20 protein-coding genes and 1 tRNA gene are annotated in these 23262 nt (G+C 59.4%); 15 read left to right on the forward strand and 6 right to left on the reverse strand.

Features of this window, described 5'->3' with window-relative positions:
- Positions 1 to 17: 17 nt before the first annotated feature.
- The gene (locus tag FEZ62_RS00845; protein WP_172926506.1) at positions 18 to 323 is read right to left on the reverse strand and encodes a hypothetical protein; all 306 of its coding nucleotides are present in this window, start codon (positions 321 to 323) and stop codon (positions 18 to 20) included.
- Positions 324 to 493: 170 nt separating this feature from the next.
- On the opposite strand from FEZ62_RS00845, the gene pbpC reads away from it, so the two are divergent.
- From pbpC to FEZ62_RS00910, 13 genes are all read left to right on the forward strand, one after another.
- Complete coding sequence (gene pbpC, locus FEZ62_RS00850) at positions 494 to 2830, forward strand: peptidoglycan glycosyltransferase PbpC (protein ID WP_345940416.1); 2337 nt, start codon at positions 494 to 496, stop codon at positions 2828 to 2830.
- 105 nt (positions 2831 to 2935) lie between these two features.
- On the forward strand, positions 2936 to 3829 hold the full coding sequence (locus tag FEZ62_RS00855) for an EamA family transporter (RefSeq protein ID WP_150548208.1): 894 nt from the start codon (positions 2936 to 2938) through the stop codon (positions 3827 to 3829).
- 205 nt (positions 3830 to 4034) lie between these two features.
- Positions 4035 to 4178, forward strand: a complete 144-nt coding sequence (locus FEZ62_RS00860) for a hypothetical protein (RefSeq protein ID WP_170827806.1) — start codon at positions 4035 to 4037, stop codon at positions 4176 to 4178.
- Positions 4179 to 4214: 36 nt separating this feature from the next.
- Positions 4215 to 4412 carry a type III secretion system co-regulatory protein PtrC gene (ptrC, locus tag FEZ62_RS00865; protein ID WP_069902497.1) on the forward strand — a complete coding sequence of 66 codons (198 nt, stop codon included), beginning with the start codon at positions 4215 to 4217 and terminating at the stop codon, positions 4410 to 4412.
- Between the two features lie 67 nt (positions 4413 to 4479).
- Positions 4480 to 4710, forward strand: coding sequence for a hypothetical protein (locus tag FEZ62_RS00870; RefSeq protein ID WP_090513709.1), 231 nt, complete (start codon positions 4480 to 4482; stop codon positions 4708 to 4710).
- Between the two features lie 155 nt (positions 4711 to 4865).
- Complete coding sequence (fdnG, locus tag FEZ62_RS00875) at positions 4866 to 7946, forward strand: formate dehydrogenase-N subunit alpha (RefSeq protein ID WP_139134763.1); 3081 nt, start codon at positions 4866 to 4868, stop codon at positions 7944 to 7946.
- A gap of 10 nt (positions 7947 to 7956) precedes the next feature.
- The gene (gene fdxH, locus FEZ62_RS00880) at positions 7957 to 8892 is read left to right on the forward strand and encodes a formate dehydrogenase subunit beta (RefSeq protein ID WP_069902500.1); all 936 of its coding nucleotides are present in this window, start codon (positions 7957 to 7959) and stop codon (positions 8890 to 8892) included.
- A 21-nt stretch (positions 8893 to 8913) separates the two neighbouring features.
- Positions 8914 to 9546: a formate dehydrogenase subunit gamma gene (locus FEZ62_RS00885; RefSeq protein ID WP_172926508.1), complete on the forward strand. Its 633-nt coding sequence runs from the start codon at positions 8914 to 8916 to the stop codon at positions 9544 to 9546.
- Positions 9547 to 9705: 159 nt separating this feature from the next.
- Complete coding sequence (gene fdhE, locus FEZ62_RS00890) at positions 9706 to 10635, forward strand: formate dehydrogenase accessory protein FdhE (protein ID WP_172926509.1); 930 nt, start codon at positions 9706 to 9708, stop codon at positions 10633 to 10635.
- A gap of 32 nt (positions 10636 to 10667) precedes the next feature.
- Positions 10668 to 12083 carry an L-seryl-tRNA(Sec) selenium transferase gene (gene selA, locus FEZ62_RS00895; protein ID WP_172926510.1) on the forward strand — a complete coding sequence of 472 codons (1416 nt, stop codon included), beginning with the start codon at positions 10668 to 10670 and terminating at the stop codon, positions 12081 to 12083.
- A 43-nt stretch (positions 12084 to 12126) separates the two neighbouring features.
- Positions 12127 to 14109 carry a selenocysteine-specific translation elongation factor gene (gene selB / locus FEZ62_RS00900; protein ID WP_172926511.1) on the forward strand — a complete coding sequence of 661 codons (1983 nt, stop codon included), beginning with the start codon at positions 12127 to 12129 and terminating at the stop codon, positions 14107 to 14109.
- A 624-nt stretch (positions 14110 to 14733) separates the two neighbouring features.
- Entirely contained in the window at positions 14734 to 15054 is a 321-nt protein-coding gene (locus FEZ62_RS00905) for an NIPSNAP family protein (RefSeq protein WP_172926512.1), read from the forward strand.
- A 146-nt stretch (positions 15055 to 15200) separates the two neighbouring features.
- Positions 15201 to 15296 (forward strand) — tRNA-Sec (locus tag FEZ62_RS00910).
- 111 nt (positions 15297 to 15407) lie between these two features.
- On the opposite strand, the gene FEZ62_RS00915 is transcribed toward FEZ62_RS00910, so the two are convergent.
- The gene (locus FEZ62_RS00915) at positions 15408 to 17093 is read right to left on the reverse strand and encodes a methyl-accepting chemotaxis protein (protein ID WP_172926513.1); all 1686 of its coding nucleotides are present in this window, start codon (positions 17091 to 17093) and stop codon (positions 15408 to 15410) included.
- A gap of 118 nt (positions 17094 to 17211) precedes the next feature.
- Positions 17212 to 18207, reverse strand: a complete 996-nt coding sequence (locus FEZ62_RS00920) for an alpha/beta hydrolase (protein WP_172926514.1) — start codon at positions 18205 to 18207, stop codon at positions 17212 to 17214.
- 329 nt (positions 18208 to 18536) lie between these two features.
- Here FEZ62_RS00920 and FEZ62_RS00925 point away from each other — a divergent pair, with 329 nt between their 5' ends.
- Positions 18537 to 20528 (forward strand): c-type cytochrome, encoded by a 1992-nt coding sequence (locus tag FEZ62_RS00925; RefSeq protein ID WP_242454857.1) that lies wholly within the window; start codon positions 18537 to 18539, stop codon positions 20526 to 20528.
- A gap of 57 nt (positions 20529 to 20585) precedes the next feature.
- On the opposite strand, the gene FEZ62_RS00930 is transcribed toward FEZ62_RS00925, so the two are convergent.
- The 3 genes from FEZ62_RS00930 to FEZ62_RS00940 all read right to left on the reverse strand — a co-directional run bounded on the left by FEZ62_RS00930 (position 20586) and on the right by FEZ62_RS00940 (position 21951).
- Positions 20586 to 20927: an FKBP-type peptidyl-prolyl cis-trans isomerase gene (locus FEZ62_RS00930; RefSeq protein WP_172926516.1), complete on the reverse strand. Its 342-nt coding sequence runs from the start codon at positions 20925 to 20927 to the stop codon at positions 20586 to 20588.
- A 182-nt stretch (positions 20928 to 21109) separates the two neighbouring features.
- Positions 21110 to 21580 (reverse strand): glycine cleavage system protein H, encoded by a 471-nt coding sequence (locus FEZ62_RS00935; RefSeq protein ID WP_172926517.1) that lies wholly within the window; start codon positions 21578 to 21580, stop codon positions 21110 to 21112.
- Positions 21577 to 21951, reverse strand: coding sequence for a DsrE family protein (locus FEZ62_RS00940; protein WP_172926518.1), 375 nt, complete (start codon positions 21949 to 21951; stop codon positions 21577 to 21579). The genes FEZ62_RS00935 and FEZ62_RS00940 overlap by 4 nt, the downstream gene beginning before the upstream one ends.
- Positions 21952 to 22390: 439 nt before the next feature.
- Here FEZ62_RS00940 and FEZ62_RS00945 point away from each other — a divergent pair, with 439 nt between their 5' ends.
- Positions 22391 to 23251: an ABC transporter substrate-binding protein gene (locus FEZ62_RS00945; protein WP_242454858.1), complete on the forward strand. Its 861-nt coding sequence runs from the start codon at positions 22391 to 22393 to the stop codon at positions 23249 to 23251.
- The last annotated feature ends 11 nt before the right edge of the window (positions 23252 to 23262 follow it).

Genomic DNA, 23262 nt, shown 5'->3' on the forward strand with positions numbered 1-23262 from the left:
TAGTGTAATCAGGTGCGTCAGGTGATCAGGCCGCTGAGTATCCACAGGCCGAGAAACAGCCAGCATACGCCACCGATAATAGCTTTGCGCATGAAGGCGCGAACCGCCGCGTAAAGCAGCAACAGGCCGATGATCAGCACCACAATGCTGAGAAACGACGGGGTAATTCCGAGGGTTTTCGACATGCCATCAATGAAGCCGCTGAAGGCATTGCCGAGCAGTCCAAAGAAGCTGCTGAGGCTTTCGACAATGAAACGAATCACCGTGCCGAAAGCTTGGCCGAGTGATTCAAAAAATCCTGCTACCTGTAAATGTGGGTTCATTTGACGCCTGTAATCAATCCATCCATCCGCTACATACCGGCAAGCTGTGAAGGCTGTCGGGCAGTTATGCGCGCTAGTGTGCCAGTCATTGGCCACTGTTGCAGCGCAATTGGATGGGCTGCTGCGTTCGGTTGGCGGGTGCGGCAGTGAACCTGTGGAAAACCCTGCGCGTGCGCTGGCAGCAGTTGCGCCGGCGCACGCGTTGGTTGTTGGCCGCTCCGTTGATGCTTTGCGCGCTGTTGTGGGCCGCTGATCTGTTGTTTCCGTTACCGCTGCCCGAAGATGATCTGGCGAGGGTGGTGCTGGCCGAAGACGGTACGCCGCTGTGGCGCTTCGCCGATGCTGATGGCGTGTGGCGCTATCCGGTCAGCAGTTCGCAGGTGTCGCCGTATTATTTGCAGGCGTTGCTGGCGTATGAAGATCGCTGGTTTTATCAGCATCCGGGCATCAATCCGCTGGCGCTGTTGCGCGCCAGTTGGCAGAACCTGCATGGCGGGCGCGTGGTTTCCGGCGGCAGCACCTTGTCGATGCAGGTGGCACGTTTGCTCGACCCGCATGCGCGCAGTCTGCCGGGCAAGCTCAAGCAGGTCTGGCGCACGCTGCAACTGGAGTGGCACCTGAGTAAGGATCAGATCCTTACGCTGTATCTGAACCGCGCGCCATTTGGCGGCACGCTGCAAGGCGTTGCTGCTGCCAGTTGGGCGTATCTGGGCAAACCGCCGAGCCGGATGACTCACGCCGAGGCGGCGCTGTTTGCGGTGCTGCCACAGGCACCCAGCCGGCTGCGTCCCGATCGTCATCCGCAGCGTGCACAGGCCGCCCGCGACAAGGTTCTGCGGCGTCTGCAGGCGTTCGATGTGTGGCCTGCCAGCGCCATCAACGATGCGCTGCAAGAGCCGGTGTTGCTGGCGCCGCGTCAGGAGCCGCGTTTAGCGCCACTGCTGGCGCGCCGGCTCAACCATGCCGACAGCCCGCCGCTGATTCATACCACGCTGGATGCCAGTTTGCAGCGCCGCCTTGAGGACATGCTCATGGGCTGGCGGGCACGATTGCCCGAGCGCACCTCGGCGGCAATCGTGGTGGCCGAGTTGCCCAACATGCAGGTGCGCGCCTACCTCGGCTCTGTGGATATCGGCGATGCCAAGCGCTTTGGTCATGTTGATATGGTGCATGCGCTGCGCTCGCCCGGCTCGACCCTGAAACCGTTTCTGTACGGCATGGCGCTGGATGCCGGGCTGATTCATTCCGAGTCGTTGTTGCAAGACGTTCCCCGGCGTTACGGCGATTACCGCCCCGGCAATTTTGCCGCGAGTTTCAGCGGCCCGGTTTCGGCCAGCACTGCGCTGTCGCGATCGCTCAACTTGCCAGCGGTGCAGTTGATCGAAGCCTATGGCCCGAAACGCTTTGCCGGCGAGTTGCGCAACGCCGGTGTGCCGTTGGCCTTGCCGCCGCTGGCGCAGCCTAATCTGGCAATTATTCTCGGTGGCGCGGGCAGCCGACTGGAGCAATTGGTGAGCGGCTACAGCGCGTTCGGGCGTTCCGGCATGGTTGCTGGGCTGCGTTTTCAGCCGCAGGATGCCCTGCGCGAGCGGCGTTTATTGTCTGCGGGCTCGGCGTGGATTATTCGGCGGATTCTCAGCGGTCAGGCGCGCCCGGAAATCGACCCGCGTGCGCAGTTGGTGCGGCGCTCCACGCTCGCCTGGAAAACCGGTACCAGCTACGGCTTTCGTGATGCCTGGGCGATTGGCGTGGCGCCGCGTTATGTGATCGGCGTGTGGATCGGACGCCCCGATGGCACGCCGGTTTCGGGGCAGTTTGGTCTGGCCTCGGCAGCGCCGATGTTGCTGCAAGTGCATGACATTCTGGCCAATCGCGACAGCCAGCGAGCAATCCCGTTACCGGCTGATCCGCAACCCGCCTCGGTTGGCGTCGCCGCGATCTGCTGGCCATTGGGTCAGCCACTTGGCAAAGACTCGGCCAATTGTCGGCGTCAGCGTTTTGCCTGGACTCTGGATGGCACCACGCCGCCCACCTTGCTGGCAGCGGATCAGCCCGCCGGGCTCGGTCTTAGCCAAACCATCTGGGTCAATGAGCAGGGCTTGCGGGTCGATGCCAGTTGCAGCGGCGCCAAACCCGAGGTGTTGGCGCTCTGGCCCGCGCCGCTGGAACCGTGGTTACCCAGCCGTGAAAGACGCAGCGCACGGCTGCCTGCGGCGTCGCCTGAATGTCCGCCGCGCAACGGCTTGGCCAGCACTTCGCTGGATATCGTCGGCATTCGCGAGGGCGATCAACTGCGTAGCCCGACCGGCGCTCAAGGGCCGCGTCTGCGTTTGAGTGCGATTGGCGGCAGCGGCAAGCGCTGGTGGTTTCTCAATGGCCGGCAAGTGGCGGAAACACTGCCCGACGCCAGCTTCGATCAAGTGCTGGAGCGCAGCGGGGTGTATCAACTCAGCGTGCTCGACGAAAGTGGGCAGACCGCTCAGGTGAGTTTCCGCGTGAGCCGCTAATGCCACTGTACCCGTGGTTTTATTGATGACTGTATCGGTGCGCCATGCAGTGACAATGTTTTTATATGTGCTTTTGATTTGCGCACATTCACTCGGAGCCCGGCCATGACGCCAAAAGACTTGCTACTCGCGTTATGGGTAATCGTGTTGTGGGGGCTCAACTTCGTCGTCATCCGCATCGGTCTGGATGGGCTACCGCCGTTGTTGCTGGGTGGCCTGCGGTTTTGTCTGGCAGCATTTCCGGCGATATTTTTTATCCGGCGTCCGCAGGTGCCGTTGCGCTGGTTGCTGGCGTACGGCCTGACCATCTCGTTTGGCCAGTTCGCCTTTCTGTTCTCGGCCATGTCTGTGGGCATGCCCGCAGGTCTGGCTTCGCTGGTGTTGCAGTCTCAGGCTTTCTTCACCCTGTTGTTCGCCGCGATGGTGTTGGGCGAGCGGGTGCGTCCGGTTAACGTGCTGGGCATGTTGATTGCTGCTGGCGGATTACTCTTGATCGGCGCACAGAGCGGCACCAGCACAACCCTTGCCGGCCTGTTGCTGACGCTCTGCGCCGCCGCCATGTGGGCCATGGGCAATATCATCACCAAGCGCGTCGGTCAGGTTGATCTGGTGGCCTTGGTGGTGTGGGGCAGTTTGGTGCCGCCATTGCCATTCTTCGCCATGTCGCTGTGGCTGGAGGGGCCGGAACTGATCGAAACGTCCCTGCGCAATATCAGCCTCAGTTCGATTGGTGCGCTGGCGTATCTGGCGTTTGCCGCCACGCTCATGGGTTACGGGCTCTGGAGCAAATTGCTCTCGCGTTATCCGGCCAGCCAGGTCGCGCCGTTCTCGATGCTGGTGCCCATCATCGGCCTTAGCTCATCGGCGCTGCTGCTTGGTGAGCGCCTCACTCATTGGCAAATGGCCGGCACGGTTCTGGTGATGGCGGGGTTGGCTATCAACGTATTCGGCGGGCGTTTCATCAGCCGTTTCAGCGCTGCTCGCGGTAATGCCCTGTAGCCTGTTAAACAACGCGCAGGTACTTGGCCTGCGCCGACACGCAAGTTCGTAAACACGCCCCCCTCATACACCCGCTCAACATTACGCGGCGCTCATATCAGCCGCCGTGATAATCACAATCGTGACCATTTACTTCTGCAGATTCAGGCGCCGGTGGATTATCGCTCCACCGGGCAACGCCCACTCCTACAGAAGGAAGATCACCATGAATCGTTTCGCCGCTATTGCCAGTCTGCTCGCCGCTTCGGCATTCACCACAAGTGTCAGCGCAGAAAGCCAGCGCCAGCTGGATAAGGCGCGTGCCAGCTCTGTGAAAACTCAACCGGCCAGCGAAGCTGCGCGCCCCTAAGCGCGCAAACAGCTTCGCCAGATACTGGAGTGCGAGATGACAACTGCCCAATGGTTTGCCGCTAAAGACGTGTATGGCGTGACCTACGCAACAATTAATGAGTGCGGCATTCACTATGAGTCCGAGCTGGCGGTGCAACTCAGTGACGGCCAACTCACCACGCTGAGCATTCCCACCCAACTGAGCGAGCGACTGGCGATCGAGCAATTGGTTTGCCCGCGCACATGTCAGTAACCGCAGGTTCAGCAACCTCAACCCAACCCTGACCAAGGTCCTTTGAACATCGTCTGGCTCGTGCATCATGAAACTGAAAAATCGCAACATGCTGGTCATCGCCGCACTGGCGATCATGACCAATGGTCTGTCTTTACTCGGCCTGGATTACGGCTCTGCCGGCGCACTGGCGCGCACGATTGAGTGCAAATCGAACATTGCGCGCAATATCGAGGTCGCCGACCGCCTGAAGAAATTGCTTGGCCAGCCGCCGTGCCGCCCGGAGACTGAATTCGCGCCGCGCTTCAGCCTCGTGTGAGACGGGTGCTCAAGCCCCGTAAACGCCTCTGGCTGGCGCGCTAAAGCTGCTGCTTTAGTCGAGATCACGTGGCGTAAATTTGTAGTGCAGCTAATCTTTCTCCTGATATGTTCGGCAACGTCCCGGACATCACTGCCTGATGCAGGAGAGTCATGATGGATATGAACCGTCGACAGTTCTTCAAGGTCTGTGGTGTAGGCCTTGGAACATCGAGCCTGGTTGCGTTGGGAGCCGCCCCAACGGCTGCTTACGCCGATCAGGTCAGACACTACAAGCTCACCCGTACCATAGAAACCCGCAACACCTGCCCGTATTGCTCCGTCGGCTGTGGCCTGCTGATGTACAGCCAGGGCGATGGCGCGAAGAACGTTGCGCAGAACATTATTCACATCGAGGGCGACTCCGATCACCCGGTCAACCGCGGCACGCTGTGCCCTAAAGGTGCCGGCCTGCTCGATTTCGTCCACAGTCCCAGCCGCCTGCAATATCCGCAGGTGCGCGAAGCGGGCTCCACCGAGTGGAAGCGGGTCGAGTGGGATGATGCGCTGGACCGCATCGCCAAGCACATGAAGACCGACCGCGACGCCAACTTTATCGAGCGCAACGAGCAGGGCCAAACGGTCAATCGCTGGTTGAGCACCGGTTTCCTCGCAGCGTCGGCCTCGTCCAACGAAGCGGGCTACATCACTCACAAAGTGGTGCGTTCACTCGGCATATTAGGATTCGATAACCAAGCACGTGTCTGACACGGCCCGACGGTGGCAAGTCTTGCCCCGACGTTTGGCCGCGGCGCCATGACCAATCACTGGACCGACATCAAGAATGCCGATCTGGTTTTGATTATGGGCGGCAATGCTGCTGAAGCGCATCCGTGCGGCTTCAAATGGGTGACCGAAGCCAAGGCGCACAACAACGCCAAGCTGATTGTGGTCGATCCGCGCTTTACCCGTTCTGCCTCGGTGGCAGACTTGTACGCGCCGATTCGCACCGGCACCGATATCGCGTTCCTCGGCGGGTTGATCTACTACCTCATCGAGAACGACAAGTACCAACACGAGTACGTGCGTAACTACACCGACGTCAGCTTTATCGTGCGTGAAGGTTACGACTTCGAGGCCGGTTTTTTCAGTGGTTACGACGAAGCCAAACGTGGCTATCCGGATAAATCTGGCTGGGGCTACGAGATCGGCGAAGATGGCTATGCCGTGGTCGATCCAACGCTGAGCCACCCGCGCTGCGTATTCAACCTGCTGAAGAAACACTACAGCCGCTACACGCCGGATATGGTCAGCAGTATTTGCGGCACGCCGAAAGCGCAGATGTTGCAGGTCTGGGACACCATTGCCGAAACCTCTGCGCCGGGCAAAGTCATGACCATCATGTACGCGCTCGGCTGGACGCAGCACTCAACCGGCTCGCAGATGATCCGCACCGGCGCCATGTTGCAGTTGCTGTTGGGCAATATGGGTATGCCCGGCGGTGGCATGAACGCCTTGCGCGGCCACTCCAATATTCAGGGCCTCACCGACCTTGGTTTGCTCTCCAACTTGTTGCCTGGCTACCTGACGCTGCCCAGCGATGCTGAGCAGGATTACGCCGCGTACATTGCCAAGCGGGCGAGCAAACCGCTGCGTCCGGGACAGTTGTCTTACTGGCAGAACTACGAGAAATTCCACGTCAGTTTGATGAAGGCTTGGTACGGCAAGAACGTCAGCGCCGAGAACAACTGGGGCTACGACTGGTTGCCGAAACTCGATGCGCCGGCACCCGGTTACGACGTACTCAAAGTCTTCGACATGATGTACCAGGGCCAGGTTAACGGTTACTTCTGTCAGGGCTTCAACCCGATTGCCTCGTTCCCCAACAAGGCCAAGGTTGGCGCGGCACTGGCCAAGCTCAAATACCTGGTAATCATGGACCCGCTGGCGACGGAAACGTCTGAGTTCTGGCGCAATGTCGATGAGTTCAACGCGGTCGACACCGCCAGTATCCAGACCGAAGTGTTCCGCCTGCCAACGTCCTGCTTTGCCGAAGAAGACGGCTCGCTGGTCAACAGCGGTCGCTGGTTGCAGTGGCACTGGAAAGGTGCCGAGCCACCGGGCCAGGCGCGTACCGACATCGCGATCATGTCCGGTTTGTATCACCGCTTGCGCACCATGTACGCGCAGGACGGCGGCAAATTTCCCGACCCGATTCTTAATCTCGACTGGCCGTATCTGCAGCCCGACGAACCTTCACCCGAGGAGGTGGCGAAAGAGTATTCGGGCAAGGCCCTGACTGATCTCAACGATCCAGCTACAGGCGCATTACTGGTCAAGGGCGGCGAGCAATTGGCCGGCTTTGCCCAGTTGCGTGCAGACGGCAGCACCGCTAGCGGTTGCTGGTTGTTCTGTGGTTCATGGACCCAGCAAGGCAACCAGATGGCGCGGCGCGATAACGCTGATCCGTACGGCATCGGCCAGACGCTAGGCTGGGCGTGGTCCTGGCCTGCCAACCGGCGGATTCTCTACAACCGCGCCTCGGCAGACGTTTCCGGCAAACCGTGGGAGGGCCTGAAAAAGCCGTTGGTGTTCTGGAATGGCAAGTCGTGGACCGGCGCGGATGTGCCGGACTTCAAAGCCGACTCGCCACCGGATGCGGGGATGAATCCGTTCATCATGAACCCGGAAGGGGTCGCGCGTTTCTTTGCCGTCGACAAGATGGCCGAGGGGCCATTCCCCGAACATTACGAGCCGTTCGAGACGCCAATCGGGCGCAATCCGTTGCATCCGGATGATCCGCGCGTCACCAGCAATCCGGCGGCGCGGGTGTTCAAGGGCGACATGGAGTTGTTCGGCACTGCCGAGGAGTTTCCATACGCGGCGACAACCTACCGACTTACCGAGCACTTCCACTTCTGGACCAAGCACTGTCGGCTCAATGCAATTGTGCAACCCGAGCAGTTTGTCGAAATCAGTGAAGTGTTAGCCAAGGAGTTGGGTATCGGCGTTGGTGATCGGGTCAAGGTGTCGTCCAACCGTGGCTACATCAAGGCGGTTGCGGTGGTCACTAAACGCCTGAAACCGTTAACGGTGGATGGCAAGACCGTGCATCAGGTCGGCATCCCGCTGCATTGGGGATTCTCCGGCTTAACGCGTAACGGTTACCTGACCAACACCCTGACACCTTTCGTCGGCGACGCTAACACCCAGACGCCGGAATTCAAATCCTTCCTCGTTAACGTGGAAAAGGCATAGGAGCTGACGCATGGCTACTCAAGACATCATCGCCCGCTCCGCCACGACCACGCCCTCATCGTCTATCCGGCATGTGGACGAGGTGGCAAAACTCATCGACGTATCCAAGTGCATCGGCTGCAAGGCCTGCCAGGTGGCGTGCTCGGAATGGAACGAACTGCGTGACGAAGTCGGCCATAACCACGGCACGTACGAAAGCCCGGCAGATCTCTCGTCCGAGTCATGGACACTGATGCGCTTTGCCGAACACGAGGATGAAGCCGGCAAGCTTGAATGGTTGATCCGCAAGGATGGCTGTATGCATTGCGCCGAGCCGGGCTGCCTCGCGGCATGCCCTAGCCCTGGCGCAATTGTTCAGTACGCCAACGGCATCGTTGATTTCAATCAGGATCATTGCATCGGTTGCGGCTACTGCATCACCGGTTGCCCGTTTGATGTGCCGCGTATCTCGCAAAAGGATAACAAGGCCTACAAGTGCACCCTGTGTTCAGACCGCGTCGGGGTGGGGCAGGAGCCTGCCTGCGTGAAAACCTGCCCAACCGGCGCCATCGTGTTCGGCACCAAGGATGACATGAAAGAGCACGCCGCCGAGCGTATCGTCGACCTCAAATCACGTGGCTATGAAAATGCCGGCCTGTACGACCCCGCCGGGGTTGGCGGCACGCACGTGATGTATGTGCTGCACCACGCCGACTCACCCACGCTGTACTCGGGTTTGCCGGCTAATCCATCGATCAGCCCAATGGTGCAAGTGTGGAAGGGCGTCGCCAAACCGCTCGGTTTGCTGGCGCTCGGCGCAACTGCACTGGTCGGCTTCCTGCATTACCTGCGCGTAGGTCGCAACGTGGTTGAGGAAGACGAGCCGGTAACGGTTGGCGAAGCGGAAACCGTGGTGCACAAGGTTGATCCGTCTGTGCATGAATTTGACCCCAAAGCGCCGCGTTGAAACGGCGCGCAGGAGTTCAAGATGAAACATGACATTCAACGTTACGGCGCAGGCGACCGGACTAATCACTGGCTGGTAGCGCTGCTGTTCATATTGGCCGGGCTTTCCGGGCTGGCGCTGTTTCATCCGGCGCTGTTCTGGCTGACCCATCTGTTTGGCGGCGGGCCGTGGACGCGCATTCTGCATCCGATCATGGGTGTGGCGATGTTCGTGCTGTTCGCCTGGCTGGTGCTGCGTTTTATCGGCCACAACATGATCGACGCTAATGATCGCAAATGGCTCAGCCAGATTGGCGACGTGGTAAACAATCACGAAGAAAAGCTGCCGCCAGTCGGGCGCTATAACGGCGGGCAGAAGCTGCTGTTCTGGGTGCTGTTGCTGTGCATGCTGGTGCTGCTGGTCACCGGCGTGGTGATCTGGCGCGAGTACTTCAGTCACTTGTTTGGCATTGAGCTGATTCGCCTGTCGGTGCTGCTGCATGCAGTGGCGGCGTTTGTGCTTATCGCCAGCATCATCATCCACGTGTACGCCGGTATCTGGGTCAAGGGTTCAATGGGCGCGATGCTCACCGGCTGGGTCAGCCGGGGTTGGGCGCGCAAGCACCATGCCCAATGGTACAAGGAGCAGGTGAGCAAGCAGGAGCAAAAGCCCTAAGCAATATCTGCGGCTCAGGCACTGCTTTATTTACTACGGCGGCCTTTGAGTTATCGACGCCCGCGCAGGGTGAAGTCCCTGCGCGGGCGTAATTTTGAGCTATACCTATGGTTGCAGTTACGGCGAGTTGCCTGCATTAAACTGATCAAGGAGTCCTGCGTGCCAGGCCAGATATTACAACCCGGTCAGATCGAATCTTCGGCGAATATTCCGCCGTTCCTTAATCCCCCCACCGAGCAGTTATTCAAGCGTCGAGCCGAGCGTTTCAGCCTATTGGCTGAAGGCCATCCGGTGGCCGCCTATTTATTGCTGATGGCCGATTTATGCAGCGCCCAACAACGCGCGCTGGATGCATTAGCGCCATTGCCCGGGCCGGATGAAGCCGCCGCCCGGCTCAGCATTGAGCACCACATGCCGCCACTGGCCTATGACACGCTGGTGCGTGGCGGTAACTGGCTGCCAGCGGTGGATGCGCTGCTTGAACAACTGCCCGCGCCGCAAAACCCAGCCGTTGAAGCCGCCCTTGCACAGTTGCGTGATGCCGATAGCGGCCAGCGCAAAGCCTGGGCAATTGCACTGCTCAGCGGCCAGTTCGACCTGCTGCCGCCCGCTCTAGTGCCTTATCTTGGCGCTGCCTTGCAAGTGGCGTTCAGCCAGTGGCTGCTGGGTTTGCCAGAGGGGCTGTTAACCGAGAGTGAAAGCCGAACCTTGTGTCCGGCGTGCGGTTCGCCGCCTGTTGCGGGCATGGTGCGCCATCGCGGCAAACAGATTGGCCTGCGTTATCTGACCTGCTCGCTGTGCTCGTGCGAGTGGCATTACGTGCGGGTCAAGTGCAGCCATTGTGAAGAGAGCAAGCAGCTTGGCTATCTGTCACTGGAACAGGCCGCAGACAAACCGGAGAAGGCCGCCTTGCGCGCCGAGGCATGCCCTAATTGTCAGGGTTACCTCAAGCAGTTCTATCTTGAGTACGACAGCGAAGCCGAGGCCATGGCGGATGATCTGGCCAGCCTGGATCTGGACATGCGCCTGGCTGAGGAAGGTTATCAGCGCCGCGCACCCAATTTGCTGTTAGCGCCAGGCAACGAATAACTGCCGCCACTCCATGTGCTCAAGGACATGCCATGAACGCCATCCGACTTCCCTCGGTCGATCGCCTGCTGCGCAGCGCGGCGATTGAACCGTTGCAACAACGCTACGGCCGTGAGGCCATTGTTAAAACCCTGCGTGACCTGCTTGATGAATTACGCGGCCCCGCGCAACTCGGCAGCCTGACTGCCATTGAATTGAGCGAGGCGGTTATCGCCGGGCGAGCCGGAGAGCGGCTGGCGCAGGCGCATTCGAGCAAGGTGCGCCGCGTGTTCAACCTCACCGGCACCGTGTTGCACACCAATCTGGGCCGCGCCTTGCTGCCCGAAGAGGCCATCGAGGCAATCACTCAGGCGGCACGTTATCCGCTTAATCTGGAGTTCAATCTGGCCACCGGCAAACGCGGCGACCGCGATGACCTTATCGCCGGATTGATTCGCGAGCTGACTGGCGCCGAGGCGGTTACCGTGGTCAACAACAATGCCGCCGCGGTGTTGCTCGCACTCAACAGCCTAGGCGCGCGCAAGGAAGGCGTGATCTCGCGTGGCGAGTTGATCGAGATTGGCGGAGCATTTCGTATCCCCGACATCATGGCCCGCGCCGGGGTAAAACTGGTCGAAGTCGGCACCACCAATCGCACCCACGCCCGTGATTATGAGGCGGTGATCAACCCTCGTACCGGCCTGCTGATGCGCGTGCACACCAGCAACTACAGTGTGCAGGGTTTCACCGCCAGCGTGCCGACTGCCGAGCTGGCAAAGATTGCCCACGCCAACAACGTGCCGCTGCTTGAAGACCTCGGCAGTGGCACGCTGGTTGATCTTACGCGCTGGGGATTACCCAAAGAGCCCACCGTGCAGGAAGCGCTGGCGGATGGCGCGGATATCGTCACCTTCAGCGGCGACAAACTGTTGGGCGGCCCGCAAGCCGGGATCATCCTTGGCAGCCGCGAGTTGATCGGCAAGATCAAAAAGAACCCGCTGAAACGTGCGCTGCGTGTGGATAAGTTGACCTTGGCCGCGCTGGAAGCAGTACTCGGTTTATACCGAGATCCGGACCGGCTCGCCGAGCGACTCACCAGCTTGCGCCTGCTCAGCCGCGCGCAGGCAGATATCCACCAGCAGGCCGAGCGCATTGCGCCGCTACTGCGAGCGCAACTCAATGAGCATTGGCAGCTCAGCGTGGAACCGCTTCTGGGCATGATCGGCAGTGGCGCGCAGCCCGTCGCGCGGCTGGCCAGCGCGGGGCTATGCGTGCGCCCGCTGCAATCCAAACGCCTGCGCGGACGCGCGTTGCGTGGGCTTGAGGAATGCCTGCGAACGCTGCCGATTCCGGTTCTCGGGCGCATTGATGATGACGCCCTGTGGCTCGACTTGCGCCAACTCGATGACGAGCCCGCATTCATCGCGCAACTGCCGGTGCTGGGCGATTACCTGACGCAAAGTCTATGACTATTCAGCTCGCCGCAATCCCTGCCGGTGTTGGAGCGCGCCCATGATCATCGGCACGGGCGGGCATATCGACCACGGCAAAACCGCCTTGCTGCAAGCGCTAACCGGTATTGCCGGAGACAAGCGCCCGGCAGAGCGTGAGCGCGGCATCACCATCGATCTGGGTTACTTGTATGCCGATATAGGTGACGGCCAGCTCTGCGGCTTTATCGACGTGCCCGGCCATGAGCGTTTCGTGCACAACATGCTCGCCGGCTCCAGCGGCATCGACTTGCTGTTGCTGGTGGTGGCCGCTGATGATGGTGTCATGCCGCAAACGCGCGAGCATCTGGCCATTGCCGGGCAACTGGGTATTCGCCGGGCATTGGTGGCGTTGAACAAGATTGATCGAGTCGAGCCCGAGCGTGTCGTAAATGTGCAGCGGCAGATACGTGAACTGCTGGCAGACGGACCGTTCAGCGCGGCGCCAATCATGCCGGTTTCAAGCATCACCGCCAGCGGCATAGAAGAGCTGCGCAGCGCATTACTCAGCGCCACAAACGAGGTGCAATCGCGCAGCAATAGCGGTTACTTCCGCTTGCCGATAGACCGGGCGTTCTCAGTGGCTGGCGCGGGCGTGGTCGTCACCGGAACCGCTTTTGCCGGGCGGGTGCAAGTAGGCGATGAATTGCTGCTCAGTCCCAGCGGCCGCCGTGTGCGAGTGCGTGGCCTGCATGCGCAGAATCAGCCTGCCGAACAGGCAAGGGCAGGGCAGCGCGTAGCCCTCAACATTACCGGCGAGCGGCTGGCGTTGGAGCATGTGCGCCGTGGTGACTGGCTGCTGACCCCGGAGCTACATGCACCCACCACGCGGCTCGACATCCAACTGCAATTGCTGCCCAGCGAGACGCGCGAATTCAGCCACTGGACGCCGGTGCATGTGCACCTCGGCGCACAGGATGTTACCGGGCGGGTGGCGCTGCTTGAAGGCAGTAGCCTGCAACCGGGCCAGCAGGGTTTTGCGCAACTGCTGCTGAATGCGCCGGTGCATGCCGTGCACGGCGATCGTCTGGTTTTGCGTGATCAAGCGGCGCAGCGAACCCTCGGCGGCGGGCGCGTACTTGACCCATTTGCCCCAGCGCGCAATCGACGTTTGCCTGCACGTTTGGCGCAGCTGCAAGGCCTACAAACCGATGTGTTCGAACAGGCGCTGCAAAGCCTGCTCGAGAATGCGCAAAACGGCCTCGATCCGGCCCTGCTCGAACGCCAGTTCAATCGCCCGCGTGCGAGTTGGCAATTGCCCGCAGACACCGTGGAAATCAGCACACGGCTTGGCCCGCGGCTATTCACCCAAAGCCACTGGCAAGCATTGGCGGCGCGCCTGCTGGCGGGGCTTGAGCGGTTTCATCAGCAATCCCCCGACGAACTCGGGCCAGACCGTGACCGACTGCGCCGCTTCGCACTGGCCGATCTGGAACGACCGATATTTATCACCCTGCTTGAGCAGGCGCTGGCCAGCGGAAATGTCGGCAGCAGTGGGCCGTGGTTGCATTTGCCTGATCACAGTGTGCAGCTTGGCGCCGAGGATGAAGCCCTGCGCGACCGGATATGGCCATTGTTGCTGAACGGAAACTTCGACCCGCCTTGGGTACGCGACATCGCCGCCAACTTACAAACCGATGAGGCCGCCACGCGCTTATTGCTGCGCAAACTGGCGCGCCTTGGCGTACTGCATCAGGTGGTCAAAGATCTCTTCTACCCCGAACAAACCATCCGCCAACTGGCAGAAATCGGTGTTGGCTTGCAGCAACAACACGGCTCGATAAAACCCGCAGTCTGGCGCGACAGCCTGGGCATTGGCCGCAAACGCAGCATCCAGATACTCGAATATTTCGACCGCATCGGCTTCACCCGTCGCCTGGTCGGCGAACGCAAAGTACGCGAGGAGTCAGCCCTGGCCAATTCAAAACCATCCGAACCAACCACCCAACCGGAGGATGGAACCCCGCAGGGTTTCCGTCACAAGGCCAGACCCCAAAAACAATAACCAGCCCCGCCAGAATCGCCATGACGGAAGCAGCTGCGCAGAATCCATCCTCCACCCCAAACCAACCACCCAACCGGAGGATGGAACCCCGAAGGGTTTCCGTCACGAGGCCAAACCCGCAAAACAATAATCAGCCACGCCTCAAATCGCCATGACGGAAGCAGCTGCGCAGATTCCATCCTCCACCGCAAACCACCAATCCCAACCCGGAGGATGGAACCCCGCAGGGTTTCCGTCACAAGGCCAAACCCGCAAAACAATAACCAAGCCCCGCCCCAAATCGCCATGACGGAAGCCGCTGCGCAGATTCCATCCTCCACCGCAAATCTCCAACCCAACCCGAAGGATGGAACCCCGAAGGGTTTCCGTCAAAAGGCCAAACCCGCAAAACAATAATCAAGCCCCGCCCCAAATCGCCATGACGGAAGCTGCTTTGCAGATTCCATCCCCCACCCAAAACTCCAAGCCCAACCGGAGGATGGAACCCCGAAGGGTTTCCGTCATTGAGGCACCCCAGCTATATTAATCCTGCCCCGAGATTGCCCTTCTAAGCGGCTCGTACCTTCACCCAAACAACGGTCAATCTTGAACTCTGGATTAGGCGTCATTCATTAAGGGAATTTCATGGTCACTTGCCATCTGCGCTACATCATCGATGCATACAAACTCAAAGAGTTTGAACATTACGCACAGCTCTGGATTCCATTGGTAGAAAAATTTGGCGGCCAACACCACGGCTACTTTCTTCCTTCCGAAGGCGCCAACAATGTAGCGCTGGCCATGTTCACATTCCCAAGCCTTACCGCTTACGAGCAATATCGAACAGCATCACTGCAAGACCCAGAATGCATCGCCGCCTTCAAATACGCCGAAGAAACCCGCTGCATCATCAGCTACGAACGCACCTTCTTCTGCCCTCTGTTCAACGAAAACGCCAAGGCGTAGACCGGCGACTGCATCACCAAACCAAGGGACAAATCGGTTAAACCTGTTACCCACAAGCTTATGATCATGGGCTATGCTGATCGGGCGTCGAGCCTCACCAATGCCATTGCTGCTAAGGAAGGTTTCACAGGTTTAACCCTCAATATGGAAGGCAATCACGCCCGGTGGCGTGGCCGGGCTTCAAACCCGGTAGGGGACGGCAGCCGTTCCTAGGTAAGTTCGACTCTTACTGCCTTCCGCCATCTCTATACCTTTACATCTCCTGTTCAATCTTCATTCATCAAACGTTACTTCCCGAGAAAACAAAACCCGGCGCGGGGCCGGGTTTGTTGTGTTCGCTGTTTACCGCTGCGTTATATCTGGAACTGGCCGACCAGTTTTTGCAGGCGGCCGCCGAGGCCGCCGAGTTCGCGGGCGGTGTTGGCGCCTTGGGTGGCGTCGTTGGAGACGACTTCGACGCCTTGGGCGATTTGGTGGACGCTGCGGTTGATCTCTTCGGCGACGGCGGTTTGCTCTTCGGCGGCGCTGGCGATTTGCGCGTTCATTGAGCTGATGGTGCCGATGAGTTCGGCGATGACATCCAGCGATTTGCCGGCCTGATTGGCTTGCTCGGTGGTGTCTTCGCCCATGGCGCTGGCGCGCTGCATGGCTTCTACCGCGTCTTCGGTGGTGGTCTGCAGGCGGTCGATCATGCCCTGGATTTCGCCGGTGCTTTGTTGGGTGCGGCTTGCGAGTGCACGAACCTCGTCGGCGACCACGGCAAAACCACGGCCAGCTTCACCGGCGCGGGCGGCTTCGATGGCGGCGTTGAGTGCCAGCAGGTTGGTTTGGTCGGCGATGGCGCGGATAACTTCGAGTACGCCGACAATGCCTTGCACGTCTTGGCGCAGGCCATCAATCGAGGCGCTGCTGGTGCGGATTTCGCCGACCAGTTTGTGTGTGCTTTCTACGCTGCGCTCGACTACTTGCTTGGCCGATGCGCCTTCCTGATCGGTTTCGCGGGCGGCGTCTGCAGCGCGCTGGGCGCTGGCGGCAACTTCCTGGGCGGCGGCCGACATTTCGTTGATCGCGGTCGCGACTTGATCGGTTTCGTGGCGTTGGCCTTCCATTGCCTGTTCGGAGCGCTGCGCCTGGCTGGATACTTCGCCGACCAGACCGTGCAATTGCGAGGAGGTTGTCGCTACTTGTTGAACCAGCCCGTGAATTTTCTCAATGAAGCGGTTGAACGATGACGCCAGTTCGCCGAGTTCGTCATGGCTGTCAACGGGCAGGCGATGATTGAGGTTGCCATCACCGGCGGCCATGTCGTCGAGGTTGCTTTTGATGTGCATCAGCGGGCGCAGAATCGAGCCACTGACGACGCTGGCTAGCAGGCCCATGACCACGAACAGGCCAACAGCTGAGCCGATCATGATCCACAGCAGGCGGTCGATTTGTTCTTCGAATTCGGCACGCGCCGCTTGTACGTCGTTCTCTACGCCGTCGAGGTTGATTGAGGTGCCGAAGGCCATGTCCCACTTCGGCAGGTACTCGGCGTAACCGACTTTGGGCACGACCTTGCTATCTGCGCCGAGCACGAAGCTGTAATCGACAAAGTGGCTGCCGTCTTTACCAGCGGCAACCAGGTTGCGGATGGCGAAGTCGCCGCTGGAGTCTTTGTAGGTTGAGAAGTCCTGGCCAATCTTGTCTTCGGTATCGCCCTGAAACAGGCGAATGCTGGCACCGTCGTAACCCCAGAAATACCCGTCCTTGCCGTAATTGAGGTGCTTGAGTATTTCGACCGCCTGAGCACGTGCAGCGGTGTCGCCTTGGGCAGATTGCTCGTAGAGCGGGGTGATGGCGCGCTTGGCCAGGGTTACGTAGTTTTGAATATTGTTGCGATGTTCGCTGATCAGTTTGCTGCGCGTGTGTTGTTCTTGATCATTGGCGAGGTTTTGCAGGAGGACTACCGAGATCGCACTGATCATCAGGCACAGCAATAAAATGGGCACTAATGTGAGTAACAGCAGTTTGGTTCGAAGCCGGAGGGACGATAGCACGGCGGTAAATCTCCTAAAAAACCAAGAAGCGAGAAATATCTGACGCCAATTTGTCGACCATTAATTCCGATACTTGAGACTTTCTAGCATTAATTTGCCATCACTCACTCCGAAACCATCATTTCGGGGGTTGTGCGGGCGCCTCGGATGCTTTGTCTGCCGGGTAATGTTGCCCTAAAAACGCCAGCAACCGGGCGTTGACCTCGGCGGCTTTCTCGCTCTGTATCCAGTGACCGCAGTCGGCCAGTTGATGCTGTTCAATATTGCTCACCCGGGTTGGCATCTTGCTGATGGTGTAAGCCTCCAGTGTGGCCACCGGGTCATGCTCGCCGACCATGAACAGCGTCGGTTGGTGGATGACAACATCATGCAGGAAATCGGTGCGCTGCCAGTTACGCTCGAAGTTGCGATACCAGTTGATCGCGCCTCTGAAGCCTTTGTCGGCGAAGGTTTCGACGTACACGGCGAAGTCTTCCGGGGCGCACCATTCGGGTAGCTCTGCGGGCGTCTCGATACCGGCAAACAGTGTTGAGTCCTTGCTGCGCGGTTGCAGCAGTAAGTCGCTCGAGCTGGCGCCTTGCATGAATATGCGCAGGCTGCGGGCAATGTCGGCATCCAGTTCCTGCTCGGCAACGCCCGGTTGCTGGAAGTAGACGATGTAGTTGAAACGGTCGCTGAAGACTTCGCGCATGATTTCAATGGCCGGGCGTTTGCCGCGGCCGGCAAAGGGTACCGACAGGGTAACCACGGCGCTGATGCGTTCCGGCTCAAGTTGCGCCAGGTGCCAGGCAATCATCGCGCCCCAGTCGTGGCCGATCATGCACACGTCGTGCTGGTCGAGTGCGGTCATGCTGGCCTGAATGTCGGCGCAAATGGTCAGCACGTCATAGGCTTCGATGTCTGCCGGTGCGTCGCTGGCGCCATAGCCGCGCATTTCGGGGACGAACACCCGGTAGCCAGCGGCTGTAAGCGCAGGGATCTGCTCGCGCCATGAGTGCCAGCATTCGGGGAAACCGTGCAGCAGCCAAACGGGCCGACCTGTTTCAGGGCCTGCGACGTGCACGCAAAGGCGGATGCCATTTACCGACAGGAACTGCGTGTGAAGTGCTTGCATGGTTTCGCCCTTAGCTGTGGATAACCCGAACTTAGCAGAGCGGGCCACTCACGCTAAGCAGCATTCATCAGGCGAATAGAGGCTGCTTGCGAGGCGCTGGATGCTCTGGAATGGCTGTTTTGGCGCGCTAATCAATCGTGCAGCGGTTGTTCGTCGGTTTTAACCAGCTCGTATACTCGTGACTGAGGTCAGTCCTTGACAGGCCTGCGCTCTGTAGTCTTTTGTCATTACAGGTTATGGGGCCATTAGGGCGCCTGTGCAGGGACTGACTAAAGGGACGCGCCATGACTTTCATACGGATTTTTCAGGCAACGCTGGGTGCGCTGGTGATGCTTGCGGCTCATGCGCAAGGCAGTGAAACCGCAGCAGGCACCGACTCTGCGCAGATCAAGCGCGGGGAATACATTGCCCATCTGGGTGATTGCGTGGCGTGCCACACCGCGCCCGGCGGCAAGCTCATGGCTGGTGGTCTGGAGCTGAAAACGCCGATGGGCACTATCTATTCGAGCAACATAACCCCGGACCCTGAAACCGGCATCGGCAAGTACACGTTTGAAGAGTTCGCCCGCGCGATGCGTGAAGGTGTGAATGCTCAAGGGCAGAATTTGTACCCGGCGATGCCTTATCCGTCTTACGCGAAGATGACGGACGATGACCTCAAGGATTTGTTCGCTTATCTGTTGGGCGGTGTGCCAGCGGTAAACGAGCCGAATATCGACGCAGACATGAGTTTCCCATTCAACCTGCGCTGGGGCTTGATGTTCTGGAACATGGTGTTTGTCGACAGCGAGCCATTCACCCCGGACCCGAACAAGGATGCGGTGGCCAACCGCGGGGCTTATCTGGTGCAGGGCCTGGGGCATTGCGGCTCGTGCCATACGCCGCGCGGGTTGGCGTTTCAGGAGAAGGCGCTGAGTGATACCGACAGCCGCGGCGAATACTATCTGGCCGGTGAGAATGTCGAAGAATGGCGTGCGTTGAGCCTGCGCAATCTGTGGACGGTAAAAGATACCGTGCAATTGCTGAAGACCGGGCAGAATCGTTTCGCCACGGTGTCCGGCAACATGGTTGATGTGATTCACCACAGCACCCAGCACTTCACTGATGATGATTTGGTGGCGATTGCGACCTATTTGAAGTCGCTGCCGGCGGGTGAAAACGATCTGCCGATGCCGTCAGTTGCCAAGGGGCCGGCAGCATTGCCGGATACATTGTTCAGCAGCCGAGGCGGGTTGGCGTACACGCAATTCTGCGCCGATTGTCACCGCCCTGATGGCGGCGGCGTGCCGGGTATCTTTCCGGCGCTGGCGGGTAACCCGACCACCGCCTCTGAGGTGCCGACGACTCTGTTGCATATCACCCTCACAGGCTGGCAGACGGCAAAGACTGCTGAGCATTCGCGGGTTTACACCATGCCTGGATTCTCGCGGCTGGATGATCAGGAAGTCGCTGAAATTCTCACGTTTATTCGCAGCAATTGGGGCAATAACAGTTCCGCGATATCGGCGGATCAGGTCAAGGAAATGCGCGATCAACTCGACCCGCAGACCACCGATAACTCGACCTTTGAAACACCGCGTCTGGCAAAAATGCTTGATGAGCCAAATGCCGAGCAAGTTGTGCGCGGCATGCGTCTGCATCTGGATACGCGGGCGCTGTTGCCGGATAACGTCGGTGATGTGCTCAACTGCACCAGTTGTCACCTGAATGCCGGCACCGTGGCCGAGGGCTCGCCATTTGTAGGGCTGAGCTCCAAATTCCCGGCGTATCAGGCGCGCTCCGGCAAGGTGATCACGCTGGAGGAACGGATTAATGGCTGCTTCATGCGCTCGATGAATGGCAAGGCGTTGCCAGTCGATTCAGCTGATATGCAGGCGATGGTCGCGTACTTCGACTGGATGCGCATGAACATCAAGCCGGATGACAACATTGAAGGGCGCGGGGTCGGCAAGATTGATACCTCGATCCAGCCGGACATGGCCAATGGCAAAAAGGTCTACGACCAGCAATGCTCGGTCTGTCACGGCAAGGACGGCGAAGGCTTGGCCCGCGCCGATGGTACGCCAATTTATCCACCGCTTTGGGGCGAGCACTCGTTCAACGTGGGGGCCGGTATGGCGCGTACTTACACGGCCGCGGCGTTTGTGAATCGCAATATGCCGGTGGGTTTCCGTGACAAGTTCCCGTTGGGGCAAGGCGGATTGTCGGTACAGGATTCGGTTGATGTCGCCGCGTACTTTTCCCATCAGCCACGGCCGGATTTCCCGGGCAAAGACAAGGACTGGCCAAAGGATAAAAAACCGGTCGATGCGCGTTACTGATACGCGCTAAGGAAGGTCAGGTACATCAGCCGTGCGATGTACCTGATTGCCGCGAGATTACTCGTCGCGCGTGAGGACTTCGAGCAACTCGATTTCAAAAATCAGGTTGGAGTTCGGCTTGATAAACGGGCCGAACTCACTCTCGCCGTAAGCCAGATGCGCCGGTACGAAGAGCTTGCGTTTACCGCCGACCTTCATGCCCATCATGCCTTGATCCCAGCCCTTGATGACGCGGCCGGTGCCGATCACGCACTGGAAGGGTTTGCCGCGTTGATAGGAGGAGTCGAACACGCGGCCGTCTTCGAGATAGCCGTTGTATTGGGTGGTGATCAACGCGCCTTGGACCACGGCTTTGCCGTCGCCGACCTCGATGTCTTCAACTATCAGTTCTTTGTTCATGATGCGCTCGTGCTCTTGGCTGTCGGGTTACGGTGGTCTGCAGGCTTTCGCTCAGACGAATCGGCGTGCGGTGTGTTTGTCAGCGCGTGTGGCTGAAGGTTCGCCGGCGATTGTATAAACCCTGTGTATTTGAAACTAGGCGAGGCTGGACGATTTTGCCATTCGCCTGTTGTTTGCAGGGCTCAATGCGGATTACCGCGCAGCGCCTGTACGCCATCGTCTTGCGGGTTGTAGTCGTCCAGACGCATGCGCTCGGCAAACGCCTCAGCTGCTGCCTGACCGCTGAGCAAACGGGCTTGGGTGGCGGGCCAGTCATCTGGCTTGATGCGGATCAGCCAGCCGCTGGCGTAGCAGTCCTTGTTGATCAGCGCGGGGTTGCGCACCAGGTTGTGATTGCTGGCCAGCATGATGCCTGCCAGCGGCGAGCGTGCCGATGAGGCTGCCTTGGCGAACTCGACCACACCAAAGCTGCGGTCGCACTCGATGTGTGCGTTGTCGCGCTTGGGCGTGAAGGCGAATATCTGCCCGTAGAGTGCGCAGCCATAGGCGGTTAGGCCGAGGGTGACACTGCCGTCGGGTTCTTCGCGTAACCACAGGTTGTGCTCGGCGGCGTAGAGCAAGTCGTCCGGGAACTCCAGTCCGTTGACGTTCACAGGCTCACGACCCGGTCGTATTCGAGAATCATCTGCGCCAGTTCGCCGCCGCTGGCAATCTCGTCGAGTTCAGGAATCAGGCATTCGGGTTCAAGCGTAACGCCAGGCGCCCGGCATAACAGAATGCGCACGCCAGCCTGCTTGGCTTGTTGAATGAAGTGCCGAATGGGCTCGCCGCCGGCCACTGCACACAAGTTGTCTGCCACCTCGGTGATCGCCAGTTGCCCGGCTTCGCCACTGAGAAACAGGGTGACTTCGGCCTCCATGCAGGCCAGCAATGTGGCGGTGTAAAACGGCGCAGCGCAGCGGGCCGGGGTACTCGGGCCGCTGCTGACCAAAACCAATACTCGCTGAACAGGCGTTGCTGTCATGTCAGTCCAAAATCAAGTTCCGGGCGCGCGTGGGCTATCCATGCGCAGGCAGCTTAAGCCTAGCGAGCGGCCCATGCTCTGGCAAATACTCGGCGCTCAGCAGGCGACATAAATCGGCGCTGGCACAGCCTTGAACTAGAGTTGATTAGGGCGGGTGTTAAGTCGCTCAGGCAAGTCCGGGCTAAAGATGTGCCTGGGTCAATAAGGTTGGTCTGCGCGGCCTAGTGTTTTACCCTGCAACGCGTACATGGAATGTCAGGCTGAAACGCGTGGGGGTAAAAGCTCGCGGATTCGGCGTATTTGGCATCCTTTATTTCAGCAGTGTGGCCGGTTGTCACGCTCAAGATGTCTAGGTAACAAGGGGTCGTACATGTCTTTTTCCGAGGGTTATCGCCGTCGACTAACGCGTCTGGTTGCGGGCGTGTTTTTGTGTCTGGGCATGGGCAGTGCTCATGCGGATGAAGCGGTTGTGGTCTCGTCGAAGATCGACACCGAAGGCGCCGTGCTGGGCCAACTGATTGCGCAAACGCTAAAGCGCGGCGGTGTGCCGGTTAACGAGCGCCTGCAACTCGGCGGCACGAGCATTGTGCGCAACGCCCTGATTGCCGGTGAAATTGATATTTACCCGGAGTACACCGGCAATGGCGCGTTCTTCTTCGACCGTGGCGACAGCCCGGTGTGGAAGGATGCACAAAAAGCCTATGACACGGTGAAGAAACTCGACGCCGAGGCCAACAAGCTGGTCTGGCTGCAACCGGCAGACGCCAATAACACCTGGGCCATGAGTATTCGCGGTGATGTTGCCCGCGCCAATAAACTGGTCACGCTGGAAGATCTGGCTAAGTACCTGAATGACGGCGGCGAGTTCAAGTTTGCTGCAAGCTCCGAGTTCGTCGAGTCGGCGAGTGCCTTGCCAGCATTTCAGAAAGCCTATGGTTTCAAACTCAGCCCCGAGCAGCTGGTTATTCTTTCGGGCGGCAACACAGCGGCCACCTTGCGCGCTGCGGCGCTGCAAACCAATGGCGTTAACGGCGCCATGACTTACGGCACTGATGGCGGCCTGAGTGCTTTGGATTTACAAGTGCTGGAAGACACCAAAGGCGTGCAGCCGGTGTATCAGCCTGCGCCGCTGGTGCGCGCCGAGGTGCTGAAGAAATACCCGCAGATCGAAACCTTGCTGGCGCCGGTGTTTGCCAAACTCAACCTGCAGGTGCTGCAAAAGCTCAATGCCGATGTTGCGGTGAATGGCGCCGACCCGCGACAGGTCGCCACTTTGTTTCTGGACGGCATCAAACCCTGAGTGAGTGGGCT

This window comes from Pseudomonas sp. MS19 (assembly GCF_013277615.1).
GTDB classification, from domain to species: Bacteria; Pseudomonadota; Gammaproteobacteria; order Pseudomonadales; family Pseudomonadaceae; genus Aquipseudomonas; species Aquipseudomonas marincola.